Source organism: Litoribacter populi (assembly GCF_007483685.1).
Taxonomy (GTDB): domain Bacteria; phylum Bacteroidota; class Bacteroidia; order Cytophagales; family Cyclobacteriaceae; genus Litoribacter; species Litoribacter populi.
In genome coordinates, this window is sequence record NZ_VMKN01000001.1 from 2,170,597 (window position 1) to 2,190,743 (window position 20,147).

Below are 20,147 nucleotides of genomic sequence, written 5' to 3' on the forward strand. Positions count from 1 at the left end.
AAGCTTAAATAAAGAAAGGCATCCAAATTTGGATGCCTTTTTTGCTATCTGGTTGTAACATTGCTACCGTATTGCCTGGCCACACTCATCATGTGATCCCATGCAGTCATCAGGTTTTCCTCTTGTGCCCGACTTTGACTGATTACTCTGCCGGATTTGGGAAACTCGCTATCCTTGTGGTTAATGTAGAAGGCTTTTAAGTGTAGTTGATTATCATGATACAAATGTGTAATCCTATAAGAAACACTGTCGTTTAAAGCTATCCAAGGATTGTTTGCAGTTCTGTTCTGTGAGGATCCGATAAGTTTTGCGTCCACTTTATCGCTTTTCCTTTCCATGGAGGCGGCCTGAACGTCAGTATCCCCATTTTCATCATCCTCTTCCTCGTCGACTACAGCTACCTGACGGCTTTCTTGGCCCGATTCATTTAAGTTTTCCTGGAATTTTGTGGCATCAAATCCTGTATTTTCATCTAACCGGACAGATATGATGCTGTTTTCATCCGCTTCTTTGAAAAATCTGCCTTCATATTGCTCCACCACCACTTCCTCTTTACCGGATATGGAAGTTTTATAGGCATGATCACTTGTGCATGATACGCCCGCGATAAGCAAAGAACAGGTAAGTATACCCAGTGTTTTCGTGTTCAGTTTCATGGTCATTAATGGTTAGTTTATGATTAAAAAAACAGGCCTAAACTTCATTTGTTGGGCTCAGTGGCGGGTTTTTCTCTTTTACGAAATTTTCCCATTCCTCAAAAGCCTCCTCCTTCATCACCTTGGCAAATTTGACCTGTCCGCCTTTTTTCTTCTTGAACTCGTTGAAGTCATTAAAAAGGTCTACGGGGATGATCTTGGTTTCCACGCCTTTAAGTGATTTGCTTCTGGCAACTTTGTAATTCTTATTGTTTTCCTGAAGGATTTTGTCCAGCTCTTCGGCCAAAGCCGTTTCATCGGTTCCATCCCCATCTACGCCAAAGTACCAGCGGTGGATATACTCACCATCCTTCTTGACTGCAGCCACTGTAAACTCTGGAATGGCTATAGAAAACTGTTCCTGAATTTGCTCTATGGCCATGTCCATCTGATGTACGCTCAACTGGGAGCCTACCACGTTTAGGAAAAACTTAGTCCTGCCGGTGATGATAATCTCACATTTTTCCTTGTCGGTAAACTGGATCGTGTCACCAATCATATATCTCCAAGCTCCTGCAACGGTAGAGATAACCAAAATATAATCCTCGCCTTCTTCTACCTGGTCTATGGTCAGCGCTGGGGCATCGGGATGTATTCCACCAGACTCTGTCATGTTCTCAGGCTTAAAGGGTACAAATTCAAAGAAAACCCCATTATCCACCACCAAGGTCATGGAAGAGGTATCAGGTCTACTTTGAAATGCCAAGAAACCCTCTGAAGCTAAATAGGTGTCTATATAAATCAAGGGATGGGCAAGCAATTTCTCAAAACTCTTTTTGTGTGGCTCAAAAGCTACGCCTCCGGGGGTGTAAACTGCCAAGTTGGGCCAGATGTCATGGATATTTTCAACCTTATGGTATTCGATGACCTTTTTCATCATCAGCTCAATCCAGGACGGAATGCCGCTTATGCTTCCTATATCCCATTCCTTGGCCTTTTTTGCTATAGCTTCCACTCTTTCGTCCCAGTCCTCAATCGAGGAGATTTCTTCGCCGGGCTTGTAAAAGTTCTTAAACCAAAAAGGAATTCTGCTGGCACTGATTCCACTAATTTCCCCTTCGAGAAATCCATTTTCTTCTTTTAAGTCTGTGGAACTTCCAAGCATCATGATTTGCTTTTCGAAGAAATCTCCTGGCAAATCATATTTGGAGAGGGTCATTATCTGTTTTAAACCGGTTTTCCTGATAGCATCAAGCATATCGTCGGTCACCGGAATGTATTTGCTGGCACTGGTTGTGCCGCTACTGACGGCGAAATATTCGTTGAGGCCTGGCCAAGTGATGTCCTCGTGTCGATCCCGAAGTTTGCACCACCACTTATTATACATATCGTCATAATCGTGATAGGGAACCTTTTTAGCAAAAGTCTTTTCAATATTCTCGTCATCGTCGAGAATTTGTTGAAAACCATAGTACAACCCAAAAGAGGTATCTTTCGCTTTATCAAGCAGGGATTCCAGTACCTCTAATTGAGCTTCTCTTGGGCTTTGGTCAGAGTTTAGCTTCTCACCAAATTCAATTGCCTTCTTAATAATTTCTCCAATAACTGTCATTTATTGTAATTGTGGTAGGTGGTCAAAAGTAATGTCACTAGTATATATGCAACTATTAGACCATTCAAAGGTTCCCAGTTTTCAAAAAATGTATGAAAGACGGGAGACGGAAGACCGGAGACTGAAGACGGATGTCGGATGTCGGATGACGGGAGACTGAAGATCGGAGAGGGGATACGGGGGATCTAAACCTTTAAACAGTCCCGAAGTGCAGAAAGCAAAGCTCTGCATTTCGGGACGCTAAACCTTTAAACCAATTCCCTCAGATCAACGGGGACTACCCTGGATACTCCTGCTTCAATCATGGTAATGCCATAAATAATATCCGTGCTCGCCATAGTGCGCTTATTATGCGTCACAATGATAAACTGGGATTCTTCTGAGAAGGCTTGGATGATGTTATTGAACTTATCGATATTGGCATCATCAAGGGGGGCATCCACCTCATCGAAAATACAGAAAGGTGCAGGCTTGAGTAGGTAGATGGCAAACAACAGGGAAGTTGCCGTTAGTGTCTTTTCTCCACCGGAAAGCTGGTTGATTGTCAATGGTCGTTTACCTTTCGGTTTGGCCATGATTTCAATAGTGGATTCCAAGGGGTTAGACGGATCTGTCAATCTCAAGTCACAGTCATCCTCAGCTGTAAATAAGCTACGGAAAACCTTCATAAAATTAACCTTAATCTTATCAAAGGCATCCAAAAAGGTCTCTCTAGCCACCAAATCGATCTCTTTGATTGTGGAAACTAAAGACTCTTTTGCCTTTATCAAATCCTCTTTCTGCTCAGTAATAAAGGTGTGGCGCTCCTTAATCTCATTATAGGCCTCCATGGCCATAGGGTTGATAGGACCGATTTTATCCAACTTTTCCTTAGCCCTGTTTACCTCAGTCCGAATAGTAGATTCCTCCTTATCAAGGTATTCCTCATTGACCTCGGGGTCCTCCTCCATCAACTTATCCAAGTCAATCTCGAATTCCACGCTTAGTCTTTCCTTCATGCTGCTCATCTTGAGTTTGACCTCATTGAGTGCCTGCTGGAGTTCCATGATGATGGTATCGATGTTTTCTTTCTGCTTCTGGAATTCCCGCATACCTTTTTCAATGGCATCAATGTCACCCCGCGCAGCATAATAATCCTTCTCAGCCTCGTTGACGCCATTCTCAATGGTTTCCTTTTCGGAATACATCTCGATAAGCTCATCGTCTTTGATCTCATTGTTGTCCAGCAGCCCACGAATCTCCTGGTCAATTCCACTCAATTCAGTTTGTGAAACCTCAATTCGCTGCTTACTTCCCTCAAAAGCATTTTGCTTGAAAGTAATTTCCTGTTCCAGGCTGGAGACTTTATTGAGTTGTTGATGATATTGGATGTTTTCCTGATTATAGGCATTGGACCTCACGGTGAGATTTTCACTTTCGAGCTGCAGGTTTTCGGTCAACTCAGCCAGTTCATTTTCCAAATCCTCGAATCCGGCCTTGCTTTCCTGTAACTTTGGACCGAGTTCCGATACCTCATCATTGAGCGTTTCAATCCTCTCCAATATGCCCTCCCTCTTGTTGGCATTGGTGGAAAGCATCTCAAAAAGTTGCTCCTTTTTAGTGCGTACGGATATGTAATCCTGATTCACCTCATTGATTTCCTGCTGAAGCTCTTCGATTTGGGATTTATAGGAGACTTCCTTAAGCTTCATCAGGTCACCCACTTTTCGGTCAAGGTCGGCTCGGGTTTGGCTTACTTTTTTGTTCAGTTCCTTGATGTCCCGCTCAAGTTTCTCCAGGTTTTTGGCCCGACCAATTCTTTTTCCTTCAAAAAGCCCCACCGAACCTCCGCTGAGGCTGAATTTTCTTTTGGTTACTTTCCCGCTTTCGGTAATGAATATGGCATTTTCATCCTTAGGAATGTCTCTGTATTCCCCTCTCACGATATAGACATCATCGAGGATGAAGCTGATCAGCTTGGCATATTTGACATCAAACTCGATGATCTCTGTAGCCGCAATGGCATTTGGAAAAAGCTTGTTGACCGATGGCTTGAACCTTTCAAAATGCTCAAGGATGAAGAAATTGGCCTTACCTCTAGCCGAATCGCTCAAAAGGTTAACCGCTGCCACAGCCTGATCCTCCGTGTCGACCACGTAATAGTTCATATACCCCTCGAGGTAATTTTCAATCGTTACACGATAGTTTTCCTCTGTGGTCAGAATATCCGAAAGCAAAGGGGTGTCTTTGCCCCAGCTGCTATTCTTTTTCAGAAACTTGATTGCTTCCGGAAACCCTTCCAGATTTTCAACCAAAGATTTGGTCAGGTTGTATTCATTCTGTTTGGCATCCAGTTTTCGGCTTATCTGGGTTACCTCTTCTTTGATCAGATCAATGGTGTGAGTAGTTTCCTCAATTTTTTCAAGCTGTTCATTTTCAGAAGACTTGATTTGGGTCAATTTACTCGACTTCTGGTCAAGATCTTCCTTAAGTATTAAGAGCTTATCCTCAAATTCTGCCAAGTTGGCCTCTTGAGAATCATCATCCAGGGTGGTTTTTTCCAATTCCTGCTTGAGGGTAGAAAGCTGGATCTGCTTGATCTCAAGATCTTTCGAAACCTGGTAAATGGTATCTTTTCTCTGGGTAAAATCCCTGCTTAGCACCTTCTGCTTTTCCTGAAGCAGGGCATGGTTTTCCTTTTGCTCCTCGTAAGTTGCCTTCAGGTTTTCTACCACCATTTCTTTCTCCAAAAGCTGCTTTTCGGCACTTTCCATTTCCTGCTGAAGAGAGCGTATGCTGAACCCAGCCCTGTCATTGCTCTTGCGGTCCTGGTCTATCTGCTCGCGAAGTTTCTGCGCTCTGTCCTCCAAAAATCGCAGCCTCTCATTCTTTATCTTTTTGTCGCTCTCAAACTGCCTGATTTTATTGACCTGTTCGTTCAGGGCTTTCTGGCGGCTGGCCAAAAGTTTCTCTCGGTGGATGAGGTCTGCTTTTAACTGCTCCAGTTGCGCCTCCCTTTCCGATAAGTGGGTGTTGTAGCTGAGTTTGCGGTCCTGCTCTTGAGTGATTTTACCACTTAGGTCTAGGAGTGTTTCGGTCTGCTTGCTGACGCTCTTTTTTGCCAAAGCGATGCTTGCAGCTTTGTAATCTTTCTTGATTTGAAAGTACTTCTCGGTCTGCTTAGCTTGCTTTTCCAGCTGTTTGAGGTTTTTCTCTATTTCAAAAAGTACATCTTCCACCCGGTCAAGATCCGCATCGGTATCCTCTAATTTCTTAAGGGTTTCTTTCTTTCTGGTTTTGAATTTTGAAATCCCTGCTGCTTCTTCAAAAAGATCTCTACGGCTGTTGTTTTTATCATTAAGAAGCTCATCAATCATTTTGAGCTCGATGATGGCATAACTGTTTGAGTTTATGCCAGTATCCATGAAAAGGTTGGTGATATCCTTTAGACGGCAGGCAATCCCATTCAACAGGTATTCACTCTCCCCAGACCGGTAATACCGGCGGGTGATGGTGACATGCGTGTACTCGGTGGGCAGGAGGTTTTTGGTGTTTTCAAAAGTGAGTGATACTTCGGCCAAGTTGGTAGGCTTCCTGTTTTTGGTCCCATTAAAGATGACATTTTCCATTTTGTCGGAACGTAGCATCCTGGTTTTTTGCTCACCCAGCACCCAGCGGATGGCATCGACCACATTGGATTTGCCGCAGCCGTTGGGACCTACGATACCCGTGATGCCTTTGTCAAAATGGATGACTATCCGGTCCCCAAAACTTTTAAACCCCTTAACTTCTAGCTTGGTAAGCTGCATTTACTCTTCTGATAATATTCAAAAACAAACAAAATTAAACAGATCGAGGCAATTACCAAGTTTGCCCTAATAATTCTCACTCTGCTTCCCGCATTTCGCACTTTAAAATGGTCGAAAAGGGAAAATTTAATTACCTTAGTGAGGAATAACAGATAATTTCATGGACGCGGGTACTCTCATTTATATTGCTTTAGTCATTTTATACTTTCTTTTCACGGCCTTTAGAAAAAAGGATAAGCCGCAGGAAGATGAAAGGTTTGAAGGTGAACAGGAGGGGGAACGTCGCCCGGCCTCTTTCGAGGATATGCTGAAGGAGATCCGTCGGGAACAGCAGGAGCGGACCCGGGATTTTGAGGATTCAGGTCAGGGAGAAGTATTGGAGGAAGTAGATACCTATGAAGAACACCAGTATTCAGAACCCAAACCTGAGCCAAAACCCAAGCCAAAACCGAAGCCTCAGTCCGAGCCCACCAACCCTTATCGCAAATATTATGAAGGAGGGGAGGGCAGTCTCAAAAACACAGAGAAGGCCCCGCTCAAGACCCTAGATGAGCAGGTCGACATCAGTATTGATGATAAAATCATCGGTGAAGTAGAGGATGTCGCCGAGGTTCAAAGTGCTGTAAACCCTTACGCAAAACTCCTTAAAAACCCGAGTACGGTAAAAGACGCGGTGATTTTAACGGAAATCCTAAATAGGAAATACTTTTAAACGTTCTGCCAAGTCTCCGACTTGCGAATCCCTGAGTATAGAGTCTCCGACTCGGGAAAGAAAAAAAAGGTCACGGAGTAGTACATAGTTTCAAAGAAGTCGCACAAAGTTAATGGTTGCCGTTGTTCCATGGCTTTGCCTTGGAACTTTGAAAATTGAGGCTGTGCTTCCTTTTAACTCTCTAAACATAAAAGGCGCCACCAATGTGATGCCTTTTTACATACTGTTGGGTTTTGGGTGCAGTTAATCGTGACCTTCCACTTTTACGATTTTGTTGTAAAGTCCCAATAACAAAAACGATGGAGCCCACTGGCCGATAAAAAGGGCCGTTTGGTCCTGCTTAAAGAGTTTTAGGGTAAAAGAAACCCCCATTGATGCCACTGCAGCCCAAAGATATACATCTGAGGGTAGTTTTGCAGTTTGGTCCTCTAAGGTTTTTGCTAGTTTGCCTTCTTTATGTTCCTGATTCATAACATTGTGGTTTTAGGTTGGAATAATGGTTTCATTTTCAGTTGAATTCCAAATTCTATTCCATGGCTATCATAGCTTATGGATTAGCTTAAAAGTCATTTAATCAAGTAATTAACCTTCTCCCTTCCGAAAAATATACCTGTAATAGTACTTCCCAAATATTAAGGGATGTCCTATAAAGTAAACGTATCTCAAATTAGGATACATACTGTTACAAGATCGGGCCACACCTGTTGTTCCAAGGATTTGCCTTGGAACCCTGAAAATTGAGGCTGTGCCTCCTCTTTTATCAATCATTTCTGCCACTAATCAATGATCTGATAGCCTTTCTCTAATGATCTTAGTCCAGCCATTAAACTCTGGATCCCTCCGGCTGTTCTCATCTGAATGTTCTAGCAAATCCAGTTCGTAGGTTATAGATTCGTTTCTAAAAATACTTACTGTAGCTATTAAAACATTTCGACCAACTTCTTCTCCATCTTCTTCCGTGATATGTCTTACGGTTACTTCAAATTCAGTAGAAATTTTTGGTCCTACTTCTGGTTCCTCGGGTTCTTCAATGGGGTCTTGACTTGGAGGCCTTCTTCTTCTAGACCGTCTTGGTGGTGGTACATCCTCATCACCTTCTATCCTTATTTGATGAATTAAATCTTCCTCATAACTACCAGGTATATAAAGTGCAGGCCTATACTTTTGTTGATCTGCATCAGTGGGAGTGAATGTCTGTTCAATTTGATATCCTCTTCTCCAGGTGTCTGGATCATCTTTAAAGAGGAAATCAACTTTTCCTTCTTCTAGATTTAATATTCTAAAATTCAGCATTCCTGAAAGTCTAAACATCTCTATTTCGATTTCTACTGGCTCTTGGGCAACCTCAAATATAGCTTCACCCACAAATTTATCGGATTCTGGATATCTCCCTCCTGTGGGCCGAGGGGAACCATTTAAATTTAAATTTGTAATAAAGGGATTAATCTGCTGGCTTTCCTGTCTTTTATAGGAAACAACGTTTTGGATTCCATCGCTGAATGTGTTACCAAATACCGTAGTTCTAAGTGAAAGATCTGTACTTTCGTCTAACCTCACATATGACATTTGTAAAATGTATTTCCGGTTAGGTATGAAATCCAATTCCAGCTGACTCAATTGTCTGGCTACTCCATTCGCATAATGAAATGTATCCTCCTCAAATATTTCTTTGATCGAAAATCCATACACTTCCTGATACCTTATCATACCGTTGAGGGGAGTTTCGCTAGTACTTAGATCTCCACCATTGAGCTTTATGACACCTTTTATCTTATCGCTTTCAGGGTCAGGTAAAGTAAACTCCTCTTGTTGGAGATTACAGCCTACTATTAATAGAGAAATTAAAAAATATGCTTTTCTTAAGTTCATGATATTCTATTTACCAATTCTAATAGTTTCACCCTCGATTAATTCTTCATCCACAAAGTTTAGTCTAGGTCCAGACTCCTCTTCATTCTCACCCTCATCTAAATCAAAATCAGACATATCAATTTCGTAGGTCATAAGATGATTCCTTTTAAGTGAAATAGTGGAGCTGGTCAGCTTTCGGGAAGTATCCCCAGTCCCGTTTTGATTATGGGATTTATAATATATTTCTACATTGTATTCCTGAGTATTATTATCAGGATCTGCTTTTATATCATCTACATATCTTTCATCAAACCGAGAAAGAGAAGTATAAGGTCTTAAATCTTTTATGTAATCCTCGTCATGGGTCAATACATATTTGACACTTCTTGTTTCAGAAAATTCAGATTGGGTTGAAGGATTTACTATGATTTCTAACTCCCCATCTTGTAGGTTAATTGCCTGAAAAGCTAGTCCAGCAGAAAGTCGATACATGTCAATTTCAAGAAAAGGCTTGTCTTCTTCAATATAGAGTTTGGTATATCCAATAAACTTGTCGGATTCAAATCTATCGTGATCGATATTAACTTGCTGATAACTCGCACTTTCCACGGAGGTTGTAAAAGGGCGGATTTCGGGCCTATTTCGTATTTGGCTTGGGTCATGAAGCCGGTAAATTGGCCAATCAGAGACTGGACCAATTCTTCTCATGTTGAAAAGGAAAGCTTTTGACATGTCAAACTTCTCGTCAAATTGGACGCTGGATACCACAACTAGGTATTCCAACCTCTTTTGAAAGGGTATCTCTACTTCAGTAATATCATTAGTAGCCCCACTTGCGTGGTATATTGAGCCCCCGTCATGTAATTCGAATACATCATATCCGTAATATAAGGGTTGTTCCTTTTGTCGGTTTTGCAACTGACTTTCTCTTGCCTTTTCCCATTCGTCCCCATTTAGTTGAAAGCCCATAATCACCACATCTTCCGATATTTCATCAGTTTGATCAAGTGGTAGAGGGTCTACCAACTCTTCACTACACCCAAACCATAAAAAAGCTAAGCAAAATACTATGTGTTTTTTCATAAAAAATAATATTTAAAATATTAAAGTCTAACAGTACCTCTGTCATTCATTCCTTCTTCTACAAAATCCAAGGTTACCTCTCCACTTTTCCTTTCTCCATCATACTCCTCATCTGGATAGCCGCTTTCATTTTCATCTTCGTTGTTAATGTCTATGAAATCCGCCAGATCAAGCTCCTATGTTCGAAGGTGATTTCTTCTAAGTGCAATGGTATAACCTGATAACAAAACAGTCTCGACAGTTTCATCTTCACTGTCCTGATCCATATAGATGATATCAATGTTGTATTCTTTTATACCCTCAATTGCCAAAGAATTGTTTCTAAACAAGGGGGTAGATGGAAAAACGTTATATAGTGGTAAAATTTCTTGGACAGAGAGTTTGTTTGGAAGGAGTTTGTACTCCTTTTTTTGATTCGTATCCTCAATACGGAAATGTATCTCTCCCGATTTTAGGTTTAGTGCTTTGAAGGCAATACCTGCGGAAAATCTGACCATATCGATGGAAATGGCCGATTGGTCTGTGACGGTCAGGTCGACTTGGCCTATGAATTTGTCTGAGGCAGGCCAATTTTGGAGTTCAAAGTGATCATCTCTAGTACTGCCAATTGCGGTTACATAAGGGTAGGCCCGTTTGTTTGGCTCAGGGTACGTTTCCAGATAATTGTAAATGGAGTCCGCGCTTTCTGTTGTTATACCAAATAGAGATATTTTACCATCTTGTTGGTAGTCACCATTGAAGGATACCGTAGACATATCTATTTGGTATTGCTGGCCTGTTTCCAATTGAAGTTGTACGCTGGAAATATCCTTTGTTATTCCCGCTATAACAACAGTATCATTGTCTCCTTCGATCTTTTTGACCTGGTAGCTATAAAAAAGATGATCAATTTGTCTGGAGTTTATGCGCCCTTCCTGAGCCGCTTTCCATTCGGCACCATCTAATTCAATACCCAGCGTAATAATTTCATGGGACTCTAATAAATCCGGAACCTCTTCTACAAGTGCGCAGGAATAGAAAAATGAACTTAAGAGTACTCCAAGTAAAAGCTTTTTCATTAGGCAAAAATTAGTATTAAAAAGCTATTAACTTAACCAATATTGTGCCATAACTGGTAAAATATGATTTTATTAATGATTTAATAATAGTGTTATTTTGCTAAATGCGGTAGTTATGCATGAGGTCGAAAAGGGGTTGGCTGTTCCTTTTTAAACCCTTCGAGGTTGATAAGGATATTTAAAAGTCATTACTCCGTCCCTAACTCATCGGATTTATACTTTCTATACAAGTTTTTCAGCCCATTAAAAAAGAAGATTAAACAGAAAATCCCAAATATATATAATGACACAAAGATATGATGGGATTGATAGTCCTGCCTAATACCTGAAGCTAAATGGAATAGGTAAATTCCAGCAAAAAGATTGATGGATAATTTTGCGATTTCAAATAGTATTGACGATTTTTTCATTGCCCGTTTTTTTGAAGTAATTGATGAATTCGGACTCAAAGACCGAAGAAGTAGGCCTGTTTCCGTCTTCGGGCTTCCGTCTCCGGTCCATAAGCTTCTATTTAATCGACTCCAGCATTTTATGGAAGATTTCATTGTTTTCATAAACACCCTGGAAATTTTCAGAGCCGGGGCCAAAGGCAAATACAGGAATCAAAGCTGCTGTGTGCCCACCTGTAGAAAATGTGCCTGTTACGCTTTTATAACCATCCTTCCCGCTGGATAAGGCGTACCCTCCAGTCTCATGGTCAGCAGTCACTATTACTAAAGTATTCCCATCTTTTTCGGCAAAATCCAAAACGGCATTTATGGTCTTATCAAAATCAAGCATTTCATCCACGATATAATCATGGTCATTGGCATGTCCACCCCAATCTATTTGGGATCCCTCAATCATGACAAAAAAGTTATCATTTGTTTTTTGCAGCTTATTGATGGTATAAAGGGAGGCTTCTGTCAAAAAATCTCCTCTGCCTTCAGATACTTTTTGCATGGCACTTTCGCCCATCAAATGGGCTTCTTTGCCAGCTGGATTTTCAATCTCTAAGTCTTGATCACTTCTTGTTTTTACATGGTAACCTTTTGACTTGAGACTGTCCAAGTAATTGATGCCATCTTTTCTGGTTTTAAAATATTTTTCACCTCCCCCGATTACGATATCTAGATCGGCCTCATAAAGCTGCTTGGCTATTTCCTCTTCCATTTTTCTATGGGCTACATGGGCGAAAAAGGCCGCAGGGGTGGCATGGGTTATAGAACTTGTGGCCACTAAACCTGTCTTCCAGCCTGCCTTGGACAGAATTTCCACAATGGTTTCTACTGCAACGGTGTCATTATCTACACCAATTGCTGCATTGTAGGTTTTGATGCCGCTAGCAAAAGCGGTTGCACCTGCTGCAGAGTCAGTAATCCTGCTGTCGGAAGATGCTGTTTTAATAAATCCAATATTTTTGAACCGATCAAAGCTGGCAGTCTTATCCTCAAAAGCATATAGAGAGGAAATCTGGGTAACACCCATTCCATCCCCGATTAATAATATGATGTTATTTGGATTTGTGGTTTCCTCCTCTGCTGAAAGATGACTCACTTCGGAGTCATTTTTACAGCCAATAGCTGCAACCAGCAAGGAGGCAAAAATTAACTTTCTCATTTGACTTTTTTTCAAAGATAAGCTTTTAACGATAGAGAGTATAAATATTCATGTTAAAGGTAAGTTATGCCAAGTTAAATTTCTTTGACTTACTTTTTTTGGTTGTGTGTCGTGCATGATAGCCCCTGTCGATACTGGAATAAATCACTAATGATTTAAGAATAAATAATACTATTATTGTATTATAAACTTAATCCATTTAATTTGACCTAATGTTTTAGCTTAATGTTTTTATGAAGAATAACCTTTTACTACTCGTTTCAACTTTAATTGTTATTGGCTGTAATAACCCTTCCGAACAAGGTGCTCAAAGCTCTTTGGATGGTGAATGGGCTTTGGTGGATTCAATTACTGTAAATTACATTGGAAATATGACTCTTTCCGATATATCGCCTGATGGGAGACATCTGCTAGCGGCTGATTATAGAAAAAATTCTTATTTTATAATTAATGATTCCGGTGAGATATTGCATGAACTCCAGAAGGGGGGAGATACTCCGGACACGTATGGTCAATATTTATCCGAAATGGGGTTTTGGGATGACCAAACGGTATTTATCATGGGTACCAAAGCCATCAAATGGTATGATCTGCAAGGCAATCAAGTGAAAAGTACTCCCATGAAAGGGGATTATCAAAAGTCGGTAACCATGAGATACACAGGAGGGCAAGCCCAGAAAATTTCTCTAGGGGATGAGCAGTACCTCTTGCATCAGGGTAATATGCCTACTTCCAAAAGGACGGAAAAAAGATATATGGATGAAGTGAGAGGAGGTACCCTTATCAACGTCAATAATTTTGAAGTGACTGACCTTTTTCCATTAGAGGAAGACAGCCGTTTTCGGGATGGAAATCTTTATGACAATGGGGACCTCTATTCCAGATTGGCTGTGGGTGAGAATAAAATTTATATTAGCTATGATGGGGATCCTACCCTATATGCTTACGAAAAACAGGAACCTTATAATTTGGCTTTCAAAAAACCTTTGGATCTAAAGAATATACAACCCAATGAGGGAATGCCAATGGAGTATGCCGATGTGTCTGTCTATTTTGATCCTGCAAAGGGTGGTTTGAGATTTTTGCAAACAGATAACAAGGCTGTTTATCTTCAATATTTTGAGGGGATTCCTAAAGAAAGAATGGCCGAACTTGAGCAGATGGATGACATGGACAAGTGGATTGTAGCTTATGAGGAGGAATTGCGTACAAGAGAAAACAGACTGAAACAGTTTGATGCGGAAGGAAATGAAAAAGTGGACTTACGACTGCATGATAAATTTGATGGACAGGCAGGATACCTAGCCCGACATGATCACCTTTATTTTAACAAGGTGAAAAATGAGGAGGAGGAAGAGGATTATATGGTGTTTTATAAGGTGAGGGTAAAATGAGGGAAGACCGAAGACCGAAGAATAGGCGGGACATTTAGTGTCAAAGAGCCTTTATAAAACCGGGGTTTTTAGTAAATTTGGTCTCATATATTTTTGAATGAAGTATGGCCAAAGTAGAGCAACAAAAAATTCTTCGCGTATTTAAATTAATCAATCTTTTAAGGACCAGAGTCGGTAAAAATGTTCACCGTTTAGCGGAAACATTAGAGACGGATACTCGGACCATATACCGATATTTCAAGCTTTTGGAGGAGGTAGGGTTTCGGATAGAAAAGGAGCATGGCAAATTTAAGATTGTGGATATGGTGGAGACATCATCCCAAAATCTTGTGGGCACCTTTACCGAGGAGGAGACAAAATTTCTCGCTCAGGCCATATCAAAAGCAGGTAAGAAGAGCCGTCTAAAGGATTCCCTGCTTGAAAAAGTTAATGCAAGGACTGAGTTTCAGCAAAGCATAGAAAGTCTGTTCAATGCCAAATTGGGCCTTTTTGTGGATGAGTTGGCCGATGCCTTGAAGAAAGGGCTGCAAGTGGAATTACAGGACTATTATTCACTTCATACCGACTCGGTTAGGGACAGGGTGATTGAACCTGTGGCTTTCACCAAAGACTATGATTACATCCAAGCCTTTGATGTGGAAAGCAAGTCCATGAAGAAGTTTAAACTCGAGCGGATCAGTGACCTTAAAGTAACCAATAAAAAGCAGGTGTATGGGAGTCTGCACGCGGAGGTCAATGAATCCATGTTCGGTTACTCCGGTCAGGCTAAATACAAGGTAAAGCTGAAGCTTTCGCATAAAGCCTATCAATTGTTAATCGAAGGGTTTCCCGAGTCGAAACCCTATACCACCATAAAAAATAGGAAGCATTATTATTTGGAGACTGAAGTAGCAGAACTCCCCGGAGTGGGCAGGTTTATTTTGGGTCTTCCTGGGGAAATTCATGTGGAAGAGGGGAAGGAGCTTTTAGAATACCTGAAAGAGCAGAAGGAAAAGTTTACTTTCTAGTAAATGATTATCTGCAAGCAAGTTTACTAGTCGATATTCAACTCCTCCGGAGTTGTGGAGATTGAATGTAAGTATCCACGGGTTTCACCCGTGGATACTTACATTCAAGTCTTCCAGACTTGGGTAGGTAAGGTCTTAGTTCTCTCAACTCAAACAACCCCAGGTGGAACCTGGGGGACGGTAAAGGTGAGAATACAGGCAACCCCGGAGGTGGTTGAACCTTGTGTGCAAAGGCCACCCATAATGACGTGTTGGGTATTATCCCAACATATATTTTTCTTTAAAAGTCATTCTAGATTTATGGCCTTCAGTCATCGGACTTCCGGCTCCTAGACAATTTCAAACTTAAACTTTTGGCCAGGTCTCATTTGTACGGCCAGATTCAGTTGGCCTTCTTCCAAAAACAAGATTCTGGGGTAGCCGCCGGTTACTTGGGCCTCCCGTAAAAGCAAAATCATCTTTCCACTCGGGGTAAGCTGAACCATCCCGGGAAAAATGGGAGAGGTGAGGATTTCAAACCTGTTTTCTGGAAGAAATTCCTGAACTGGAGCAGCCATGCGGTTTCTTTCGGAGGTAAAGCTAAAGCTGTCCTTCTTTATTTTATGAACAATATCCTCCGGCAAAAGATTGAATTCTGGACCTTTAAAGGCCTTTAACACATTTACCTTTTCCCATGGAAATTCCGGTTTCACCTTGGCGGAGGATTGTGAAAATTCAAGATTTTGTTTGCTATATGGGATTTTGTAGCCTTTAGGCAAACTTGAGATTCGGGTAATGCCTGGAGATAAACTTTGACTTCCCAGTATATTTTCGGATTCAAAACCCCCATAAATACCTAGGTAACCCCATGATCCTGATTCCAGGTTATTTATTTTTAAAACGTCTTCGGGCTTTAGGTTAAGAATGCTGTTGTTGGCTAATTCCAGACTTTTTCCATTGAGGGATATGTTTGCTTTTGCACCTGTTAGGGTTATCGACGCAGGTGCGTGGAATTTTAGCGTTGGGCCCGGCGATGTGAATTCCAAACAGCTAGTGTTAGGGTCGTTTTGAAGAATATGATTGGCCAGATGGAAGGATTGGAGGTCCATGGCCCCAGAAAAAGGAAGGGCAAAGCTACCTTGGTTGATTCTCCCCTCATCCTGAAGGCTACAAAAAAGTCCGGGATCAATAACTTCAAGCATGCTCTACTTTTTCAGGTTTTTTACTTAGGTAATCTGAGAATTCTTCTTCAGAAATCTGGAAAAACTCCACCATGTCGCCTTCGATTCCCCAAACTGGTGGAGATTGACTGGTATCGAACATTCGGATAGGAGTTCGGCCGATCACATGCCACCCGCCGGGGCTGTTGGAGGGATATATTCCCGTTTGGTTGCCTCCAATAGCTACACTGCCTGCCGGGATTTCTCTGTCTGGAGTGGATTTTCTTGCTGTTGCCAGCTTTTCATTTAAGCCTCCCAGATATATAAATCCAGGTAAAAATCCATAAAAATGAATATGATAGCGCTGTGAGGCGTGTAGCTTTATGAGTTTGGCTTTGGATATGTTTTTCTGCTTGGCAAGATTGTTCAAGTCTTTTCCGTCATAACAGACAGGAATTCTCCAAAGAGTACTTCCAATTTTCTTGCCCTCAGAGAATTTGGCCAATATTTCTTTAGAGATCTGAGAAATTTTCTCTGATGGCATAGGCTCAGAAAAGTATAGCCCAAGCATGTGGTAACCGGAGATGGCTCTCAGCAATTTTTCATGGAATTGCTGAATGAGCTGTTTTTTCAAATAAGCTTTTCGCATTAAAATATTCACTGAAATTTCTTTCGGCCATTGTATTTCTACAATGTTTGGCGCTATTTGAAATACTTGGATCATTTGAATTCAGGGAAATTTAACCGGAGAAGCTTTGCTATTTCCAATGCATTTGGGTTGTCCCCATGTATACAGAGGGTTTGAACTTCAGTTGGAACAGCTTTTCCACTAATGGTTATGATGTTTTTGTCCCTAATCATAGCAGATACATGGGGTGATATTTTAGTGGTATCAGTCAAAACAGCATATGGCAATTGTCGACCTACCAATTCTAAGTCATCGGTGTAGTTTCTGTCTGCGAAACCCTCATTCCAGGTTTTCAAGCCATGTGTATTTGCCGCCTTTTCCAGTTCACTGTCCTTTAAGGTATAAATAATTGCCTCTGGAAAAACCTCCCGAACAGCATTTACCACGCATTGGGCAGTTTCTTTATCCTTAGCAGCATGGTTGTATAATGCCCCATGGGGTTTGACATGATGGAGCTTGGCTTTTTCTTGTTGCAACAGGCTCTTAAAATAATCCAATTGGGAAATCAAGGAGCTTTGTAATTCTGATTTGGAGATAGTCAGAACTTTTCGCCCATAGTTTTCTCTATCCGGGTAGGAGGGGTGGGCACCTATTTTCACTCTATGCTGAGCTGCTGCTTGAATAGCCGCAGTTATGTCTGGTTCAGAGCCGGCATGGCCTCCGCAGCTTATGTTGCAACTTGTGAGGTAAGGCATCAGCTTTTCATCCTCAAGGCCCCCTTCACCCAAATCACAATTTAAATCTACCATATACCTATTACTTTTAACAAACTACCTGCCCCAAGTATTAAAGTTAGCAACCAGCAGGCAATCCCCCAAAGGTTTTGCCATGGAGAATTCACCAGGTTTTTGAGCAGTTTTTTCTGATTGATGACCACCAAAATATAAGCCGCAATTAATGGAAGAAGGATGCCATTGGTAAGCTGAGCAAATGTGATCAGCTGAACGGGCCGTATGCCTAAGGAGGCAAATATCAACCCTAACAGCACGATGAAACCCATCGATAGCCTCATGGGCTTGGTTCGGATGTCCTGTGATAGGCCAAAACACCCTGTCAAAACCAATGCCCCGGCCAGTGGAGCGGTCATCGCTGAAGTAATGCCTGCAGCGAGTAGACCTAGGGCAATCAGATACTTTGCCAGAACACCAAAGGTGGGTTCCAATCCCAAGGCTAGGTCTGCGGCACTTTCAACCCCTATAGCCGAACCACCCGCCGCGGTGACTACGATGGCAGCAGAAACCAAGCCGCCCAACCCTACACTAAGCATGGTGTCAAGTCTAACCCATTTCAAATCAGCTCTTGTTTTCCATTTTTGGGCTACAAGAGCACTGTGGAGAAACAAGTTGTATGGCACTACGGTGGTTCCCAGTAGTGCTACAATAGTGATAATATTTGTGGGGTGTACGGTAGGTGTCAATCCCCGAAAAAGCTCAGCCAAACTTGGCCTTGTCATGATCGCTGCAGTAAGAAAAGTTATACTCATCAGGATAACAAGCGCTATGAGGAACTTTTGAATAGATTCATAGCTGCCTAGCAAAAGTAAAAGCAAGGCTACAACACCAATGAACAGGCTATATAGATTAAGGGAGAAATCACCAAAATCTAGGGTGGGAAGGTCTAAAAGCAGTGCAGCCCCTAAGGCTCCGCCGCCAATGTTGCCGGCCTCATAAGCGGCATTTCCTAGAAAAATGGCCATGATGACGAGTCCTATGGCCAGGAACCGTGCAATTTTATTCTGTATGGTTTGATTCAGTAGATTGGCGAGGCCTGACTGGGTGGCTAAACCAATTCGAGATGACATTTCCTGAAAGACGATAGTGACCAAAATAGACAGCAATATAGCCCATAAAAGGTCGTAACCGAAATTCACTCCGGCTATGGTGCAAACGGTGACGGTGCCAGGTCCAATGAAAGCTGCTGCAATCAAGGGGCCTGGACCGATATATTTTTTGAGGTTAAGTTTCATGTTGATGGGTACAATATACCCATCGCATTTATTATTTACCTAATAAATATAAATTAGAAGTCAATCCCAGTTGCAGATAGCCTTTAGTTTTTCCGGAGAAGTTCTGGGCCATATAGCCGGCTTGAAGGTTAGTTCCGGTGGTAAATTGATAACCTAATGCTGTATAGAAGCGATTCCGGTCGTATGGGCTGGATTCAAATTGGTGCAAGAAAATTTCATTGTAAATTGCGCCAAAGAAGGTTTTGGGCTGCATTAGGCGGTTGTTGAAAGGAATGGTTGCCATCAAGCGGTAGCGGACACGGTCCCTATAGCGGTCCCCTACAAAGCGCTGCTCCAATCTGCCGCGGTGCTCAAATGCCACACGTCCTATAGAGTGAAAGTGCATCACCTGCTGCCAGATGCGGTGCTCCACAATTTTATCGGCGACCACGTCATCAGGTGGATAACTTTCAATATAGCCATAACCGGCAGTTAACCAAGTTTTTTGATTCAAATGGTAATTCAAGCCACCCCGAATCAGGAGTTGTTCCTCTTTGGCCGAAACATCATAAAACCGATCCTGGATTTCAGTATGCAAACTCCATTTTTCATGAAACCTAGTCCTGTTAAAAAACATCAACCACCCCCCAACTTCATTATTGACCAGACTTTGGCTGAATACTTCCATGGAAAATAAGAGTAAGCAGGAGAGGAGGGTGATTCGTTTCATAATTTTTAACGGTCCTTGAAAGGCTAATTTTACTGAAATTTACTACCTTAATAACTATTATCAAGTGACAAATCGTACATTCAGGCCCAAAATGATTATGAACGGTACGAGATGCATCACTTCAATTAGCGTAGCAAAACATGATAAAAATAAGTTTTAAGTGCGAGGATTTAATTAAAAGGAAACCACTACCTTTTGTACCAATATTTATAATGCTTTTCTTTTCATTTGTGCAGACTTCTTTGGCTCAGGAAGTGGAAATTGAGGTTGATGCTGAAGATAGGGAGAAGGCCATTCGCCTGACTGACCAAGGGATAAGCCAGATGGAAAGGGGGAATTATCCCGCTGCTATCCGCGATATTGAGGATGCCATTGCTATTGATTCCACATTCCATCCTGCTTATATCAATTTGTATTCAGCGTATTCTAACACCCAAGGTGACAAATCTAAACTTATCCGGTTATTAGAAAAGGGCAGCCGGATATTTAGGGAAGATGATGAGCTTACTTATTATTTGGGTTATGTATATTATGAAAATAATAACCTGGAAAAGGCAATTGCGCTCTTCAGTGAGGCCATCCGCTACAGTAAGATTAACGGTGAGGATTTTCCTTTGGTGTATGCCTATCATTTCAACAGGGGCAATGCTCATTTAAAACTCAAACGATATCAAAAATCCGTTGACGATTTCAGCTACGCCTTGAAGCTGAACCCAGGACATCCAGATATATTGGTAAACAGGGGGATAAGCTATTATAGGTTAGGAAAAAAAAATCAGGCATGTCAGGATTGGAGAAAATCTGTAAAAGAAGGGAGTGACGCAGCCACGAAATATATCAACCAATTCTGCAAGTGATAATATAGATGATTTCTGAATTAAAGTTTAATTGTGAAGTTTTCAGAAT

17 protein-coding genes are annotated in these 20,147 nt (G+C 41.6%); 4 read left to right on the forward strand and 13 right to left on the reverse strand.

The window, feature by feature from the left end:
* Positions 1–44: 44 nt before the first annotated feature.
* The 3 genes from FPL27_RS09455 to smc all read right to left on the reverse strand — a co-directional run bounded on the left by FPL27_RS09455 (position 45) and on the right by smc (position 6,035).
* The gene (locus FPL27_RS09455; RefSeq protein ID WP_143960863.1) at positions 45–656 is read right to left on the reverse strand and encodes a hypothetical protein; all 612 of its coding nucleotides are present in this window, start codon (positions 654–656) and stop codon (positions 45–47) included.
* 37 nt (positions 657–693) lie between these two features.
* Positions 694–2,247: a GH3 family domain-containing protein gene (locus FPL27_RS09460; protein WP_143960864.1), complete on the reverse strand. Its 1,554-nt coding sequence runs from the start codon at positions 2,245–2,247 to the stop codon at positions 694–696.
* Positions 2,248–2,495: 248 nt separating this feature from the next.
* The gene (gene smc, locus FPL27_RS09465; protein WP_143960865.1) at positions 2,496–6,035 is read right to left on the reverse strand and encodes a chromosome segregation protein SMC; all 3,540 of its coding nucleotides are present in this window, start codon (positions 6,033–6,035) and stop codon (positions 2,496–2,498) included.
* A 160-nt stretch (positions 6,036–6,195) separates the two neighbouring features.
* Between smc and FPL27_RS09470 the strand changes: the two genes are divergently transcribed.
* Positions 6,196–6,747, forward strand: a complete 552-nt coding sequence (locus FPL27_RS09470; RefSeq protein WP_143960866.1) for a hypothetical protein — start codon at positions 6,196–6,198, stop codon at positions 6,745–6,747.
* 243 nt (positions 6,748–6,990) lie between these two features.
* Here the strand turns inward: FPL27_RS09470 and FPL27_RS09475 are convergent, their stop codons facing one another.
* From FPL27_RS09475 to FPL27_RS09495, 5 genes are all read right to left on the reverse strand, one after another.
* Positions 6,991–7,218 carry a hypothetical protein gene (locus tag FPL27_RS09475; RefSeq protein WP_143960867.1) on the reverse strand — a complete coding sequence of 76 codons (228 nt, stop codon included), beginning with the start codon at positions 7,216–7,218 and terminating at the stop codon, positions 6,991–6,993.
* Positions 7,219–7,527: 309 nt separating this feature from the next.
* On the reverse strand, positions 7,528–8,616 hold the full coding sequence (locus tag FPL27_RS09480) for a hypothetical protein (RefSeq protein ID WP_143960868.1): 1,089 nt from the start codon (positions 8,614–8,616) through the stop codon (positions 7,528–7,530).
* A 6-nt stretch (positions 8,617–8,622) separates the two neighbouring features.
* Positions 8,623–9,681, reverse strand: coding sequence for a hypothetical protein (locus tag FPL27_RS09485; RefSeq protein WP_143960869.1), 1,059 nt, complete (start codon positions 9,679–9,681; stop codon positions 8,623–8,625).
* Positions 9,682–9,857: 176 nt separating this feature from the next.
* On the reverse strand, positions 9,858–10,739 hold the full coding sequence (locus FPL27_RS09490; RefSeq protein WP_143960870.1) for a hypothetical protein: 882 nt from the start codon (positions 10,737–10,739) through the stop codon (positions 9,858–9,860).
* A 507-nt stretch (positions 10,740–11,246) separates the two neighbouring features.
* A complete protein-coding gene (locus FPL27_RS09495) occupies positions 11,247–12,338 on the reverse strand; it encodes an alkaline phosphatase (RefSeq protein WP_143960871.1) in 1,092 nt (363 codons plus the stop codon).
* Positions 12,339–12,571: 233 nt separating this feature from the next.
* Here FPL27_RS09495 and FPL27_RS09500 point away from each other — a divergent pair, with 233 nt between their 5' ends.
* Both FPL27_RS09500 and FPL27_RS09505 read left to right on the forward strand, forming a co-directional pair.
* Positions 12,572–13,732 (forward strand): hypothetical protein, encoded by a 1,161-nt coding sequence (locus FPL27_RS09500; RefSeq protein ID WP_143960872.1) that lies wholly within the window; start codon positions 12,572–12,574, stop codon positions 13,730–13,732.
* A 104-nt stretch (positions 13,733–13,836) separates the two neighbouring features.
* On the forward strand, positions 13,837–14,739 hold the full coding sequence (locus tag FPL27_RS09505) for a helix-turn-helix transcriptional regulator (protein WP_143960873.1): 903 nt from the start codon (positions 13,837–13,839) through the stop codon (positions 14,737–14,739).
* Positions 14,740–15,068: 329 nt separating this feature from the next.
* Here the strand turns inward: FPL27_RS09505 and FPL27_RS09510 are convergent, their stop codons facing one another.
* Genes FPL27_RS09510 through FPL27_RS09530 form a run of 5 tightly spaced genes read right to left on the reverse strand, consistent with a single transcriptional unit; the run spans position 15,069 to position 19,241 of the window.
* Positions 15,069–15,920, reverse strand: coding sequence for a 5-oxoprolinase subunit C family protein (locus FPL27_RS09510; protein WP_143960874.1), 852 nt, complete (start codon positions 15,918–15,920; stop codon positions 15,069–15,071).
* Positions 15,913–16,602: a 5-oxoprolinase subunit B family protein gene (locus FPL27_RS09515; protein ID WP_143960875.1), complete on the reverse strand. Its 690-nt coding sequence runs from the start codon at positions 16,600–16,602 to the stop codon at positions 15,913–15,915. The genes FPL27_RS09510 and FPL27_RS09515 overlap by 8 nt, the downstream gene beginning before the upstream one ends.
* Positions 16,599–17,315, reverse strand: a complete 717-nt coding sequence (gene pxpA / locus FPL27_RS09520; RefSeq protein WP_143960876.1) for a 5-oxoprolinase subunit PxpA — start codon at positions 17,313–17,315, stop codon at positions 16,599–16,601. The genes FPL27_RS09515 and pxpA overlap by 4 nt, the downstream gene beginning before the upstream one ends.
* Complete coding sequence (locus FPL27_RS09525; protein WP_143960877.1) at positions 17,309–18,532, reverse strand: Nramp family divalent metal transporter; 1,224 nt, start codon at positions 18,530–18,532, stop codon at positions 17,309–17,311. Before FPL27_RS09525 ends, pxpA begins: the two co-directional genes overlap by 7 nt.
* 31 nt (positions 18,533–18,563) lie before the next feature.
* Positions 18,564–19,241 carry a DUF2490 domain-containing protein gene (locus FPL27_RS09530; RefSeq protein WP_143960878.1) on the reverse strand — a complete coding sequence of 226 codons (678 nt, stop codon included), beginning with the start codon at positions 19,239–19,241 and terminating at the stop codon, positions 18,564–18,566.
* A gap of 212 nt (positions 19,242–19,453) precedes the next feature.
* Between FPL27_RS09530 and FPL27_RS09535 the strand changes: the two genes are divergently transcribed.
* Positions 19,454–20,098, forward strand: coding sequence for a tetratricopeptide repeat protein (locus FPL27_RS09535; protein ID WP_185974334.1), 645 nt, complete (start codon positions 19,454–19,456; stop codon positions 20,096–20,098).
* The last annotated feature ends 49 nt before the right edge of the window (positions 20,099–20,147 follow it).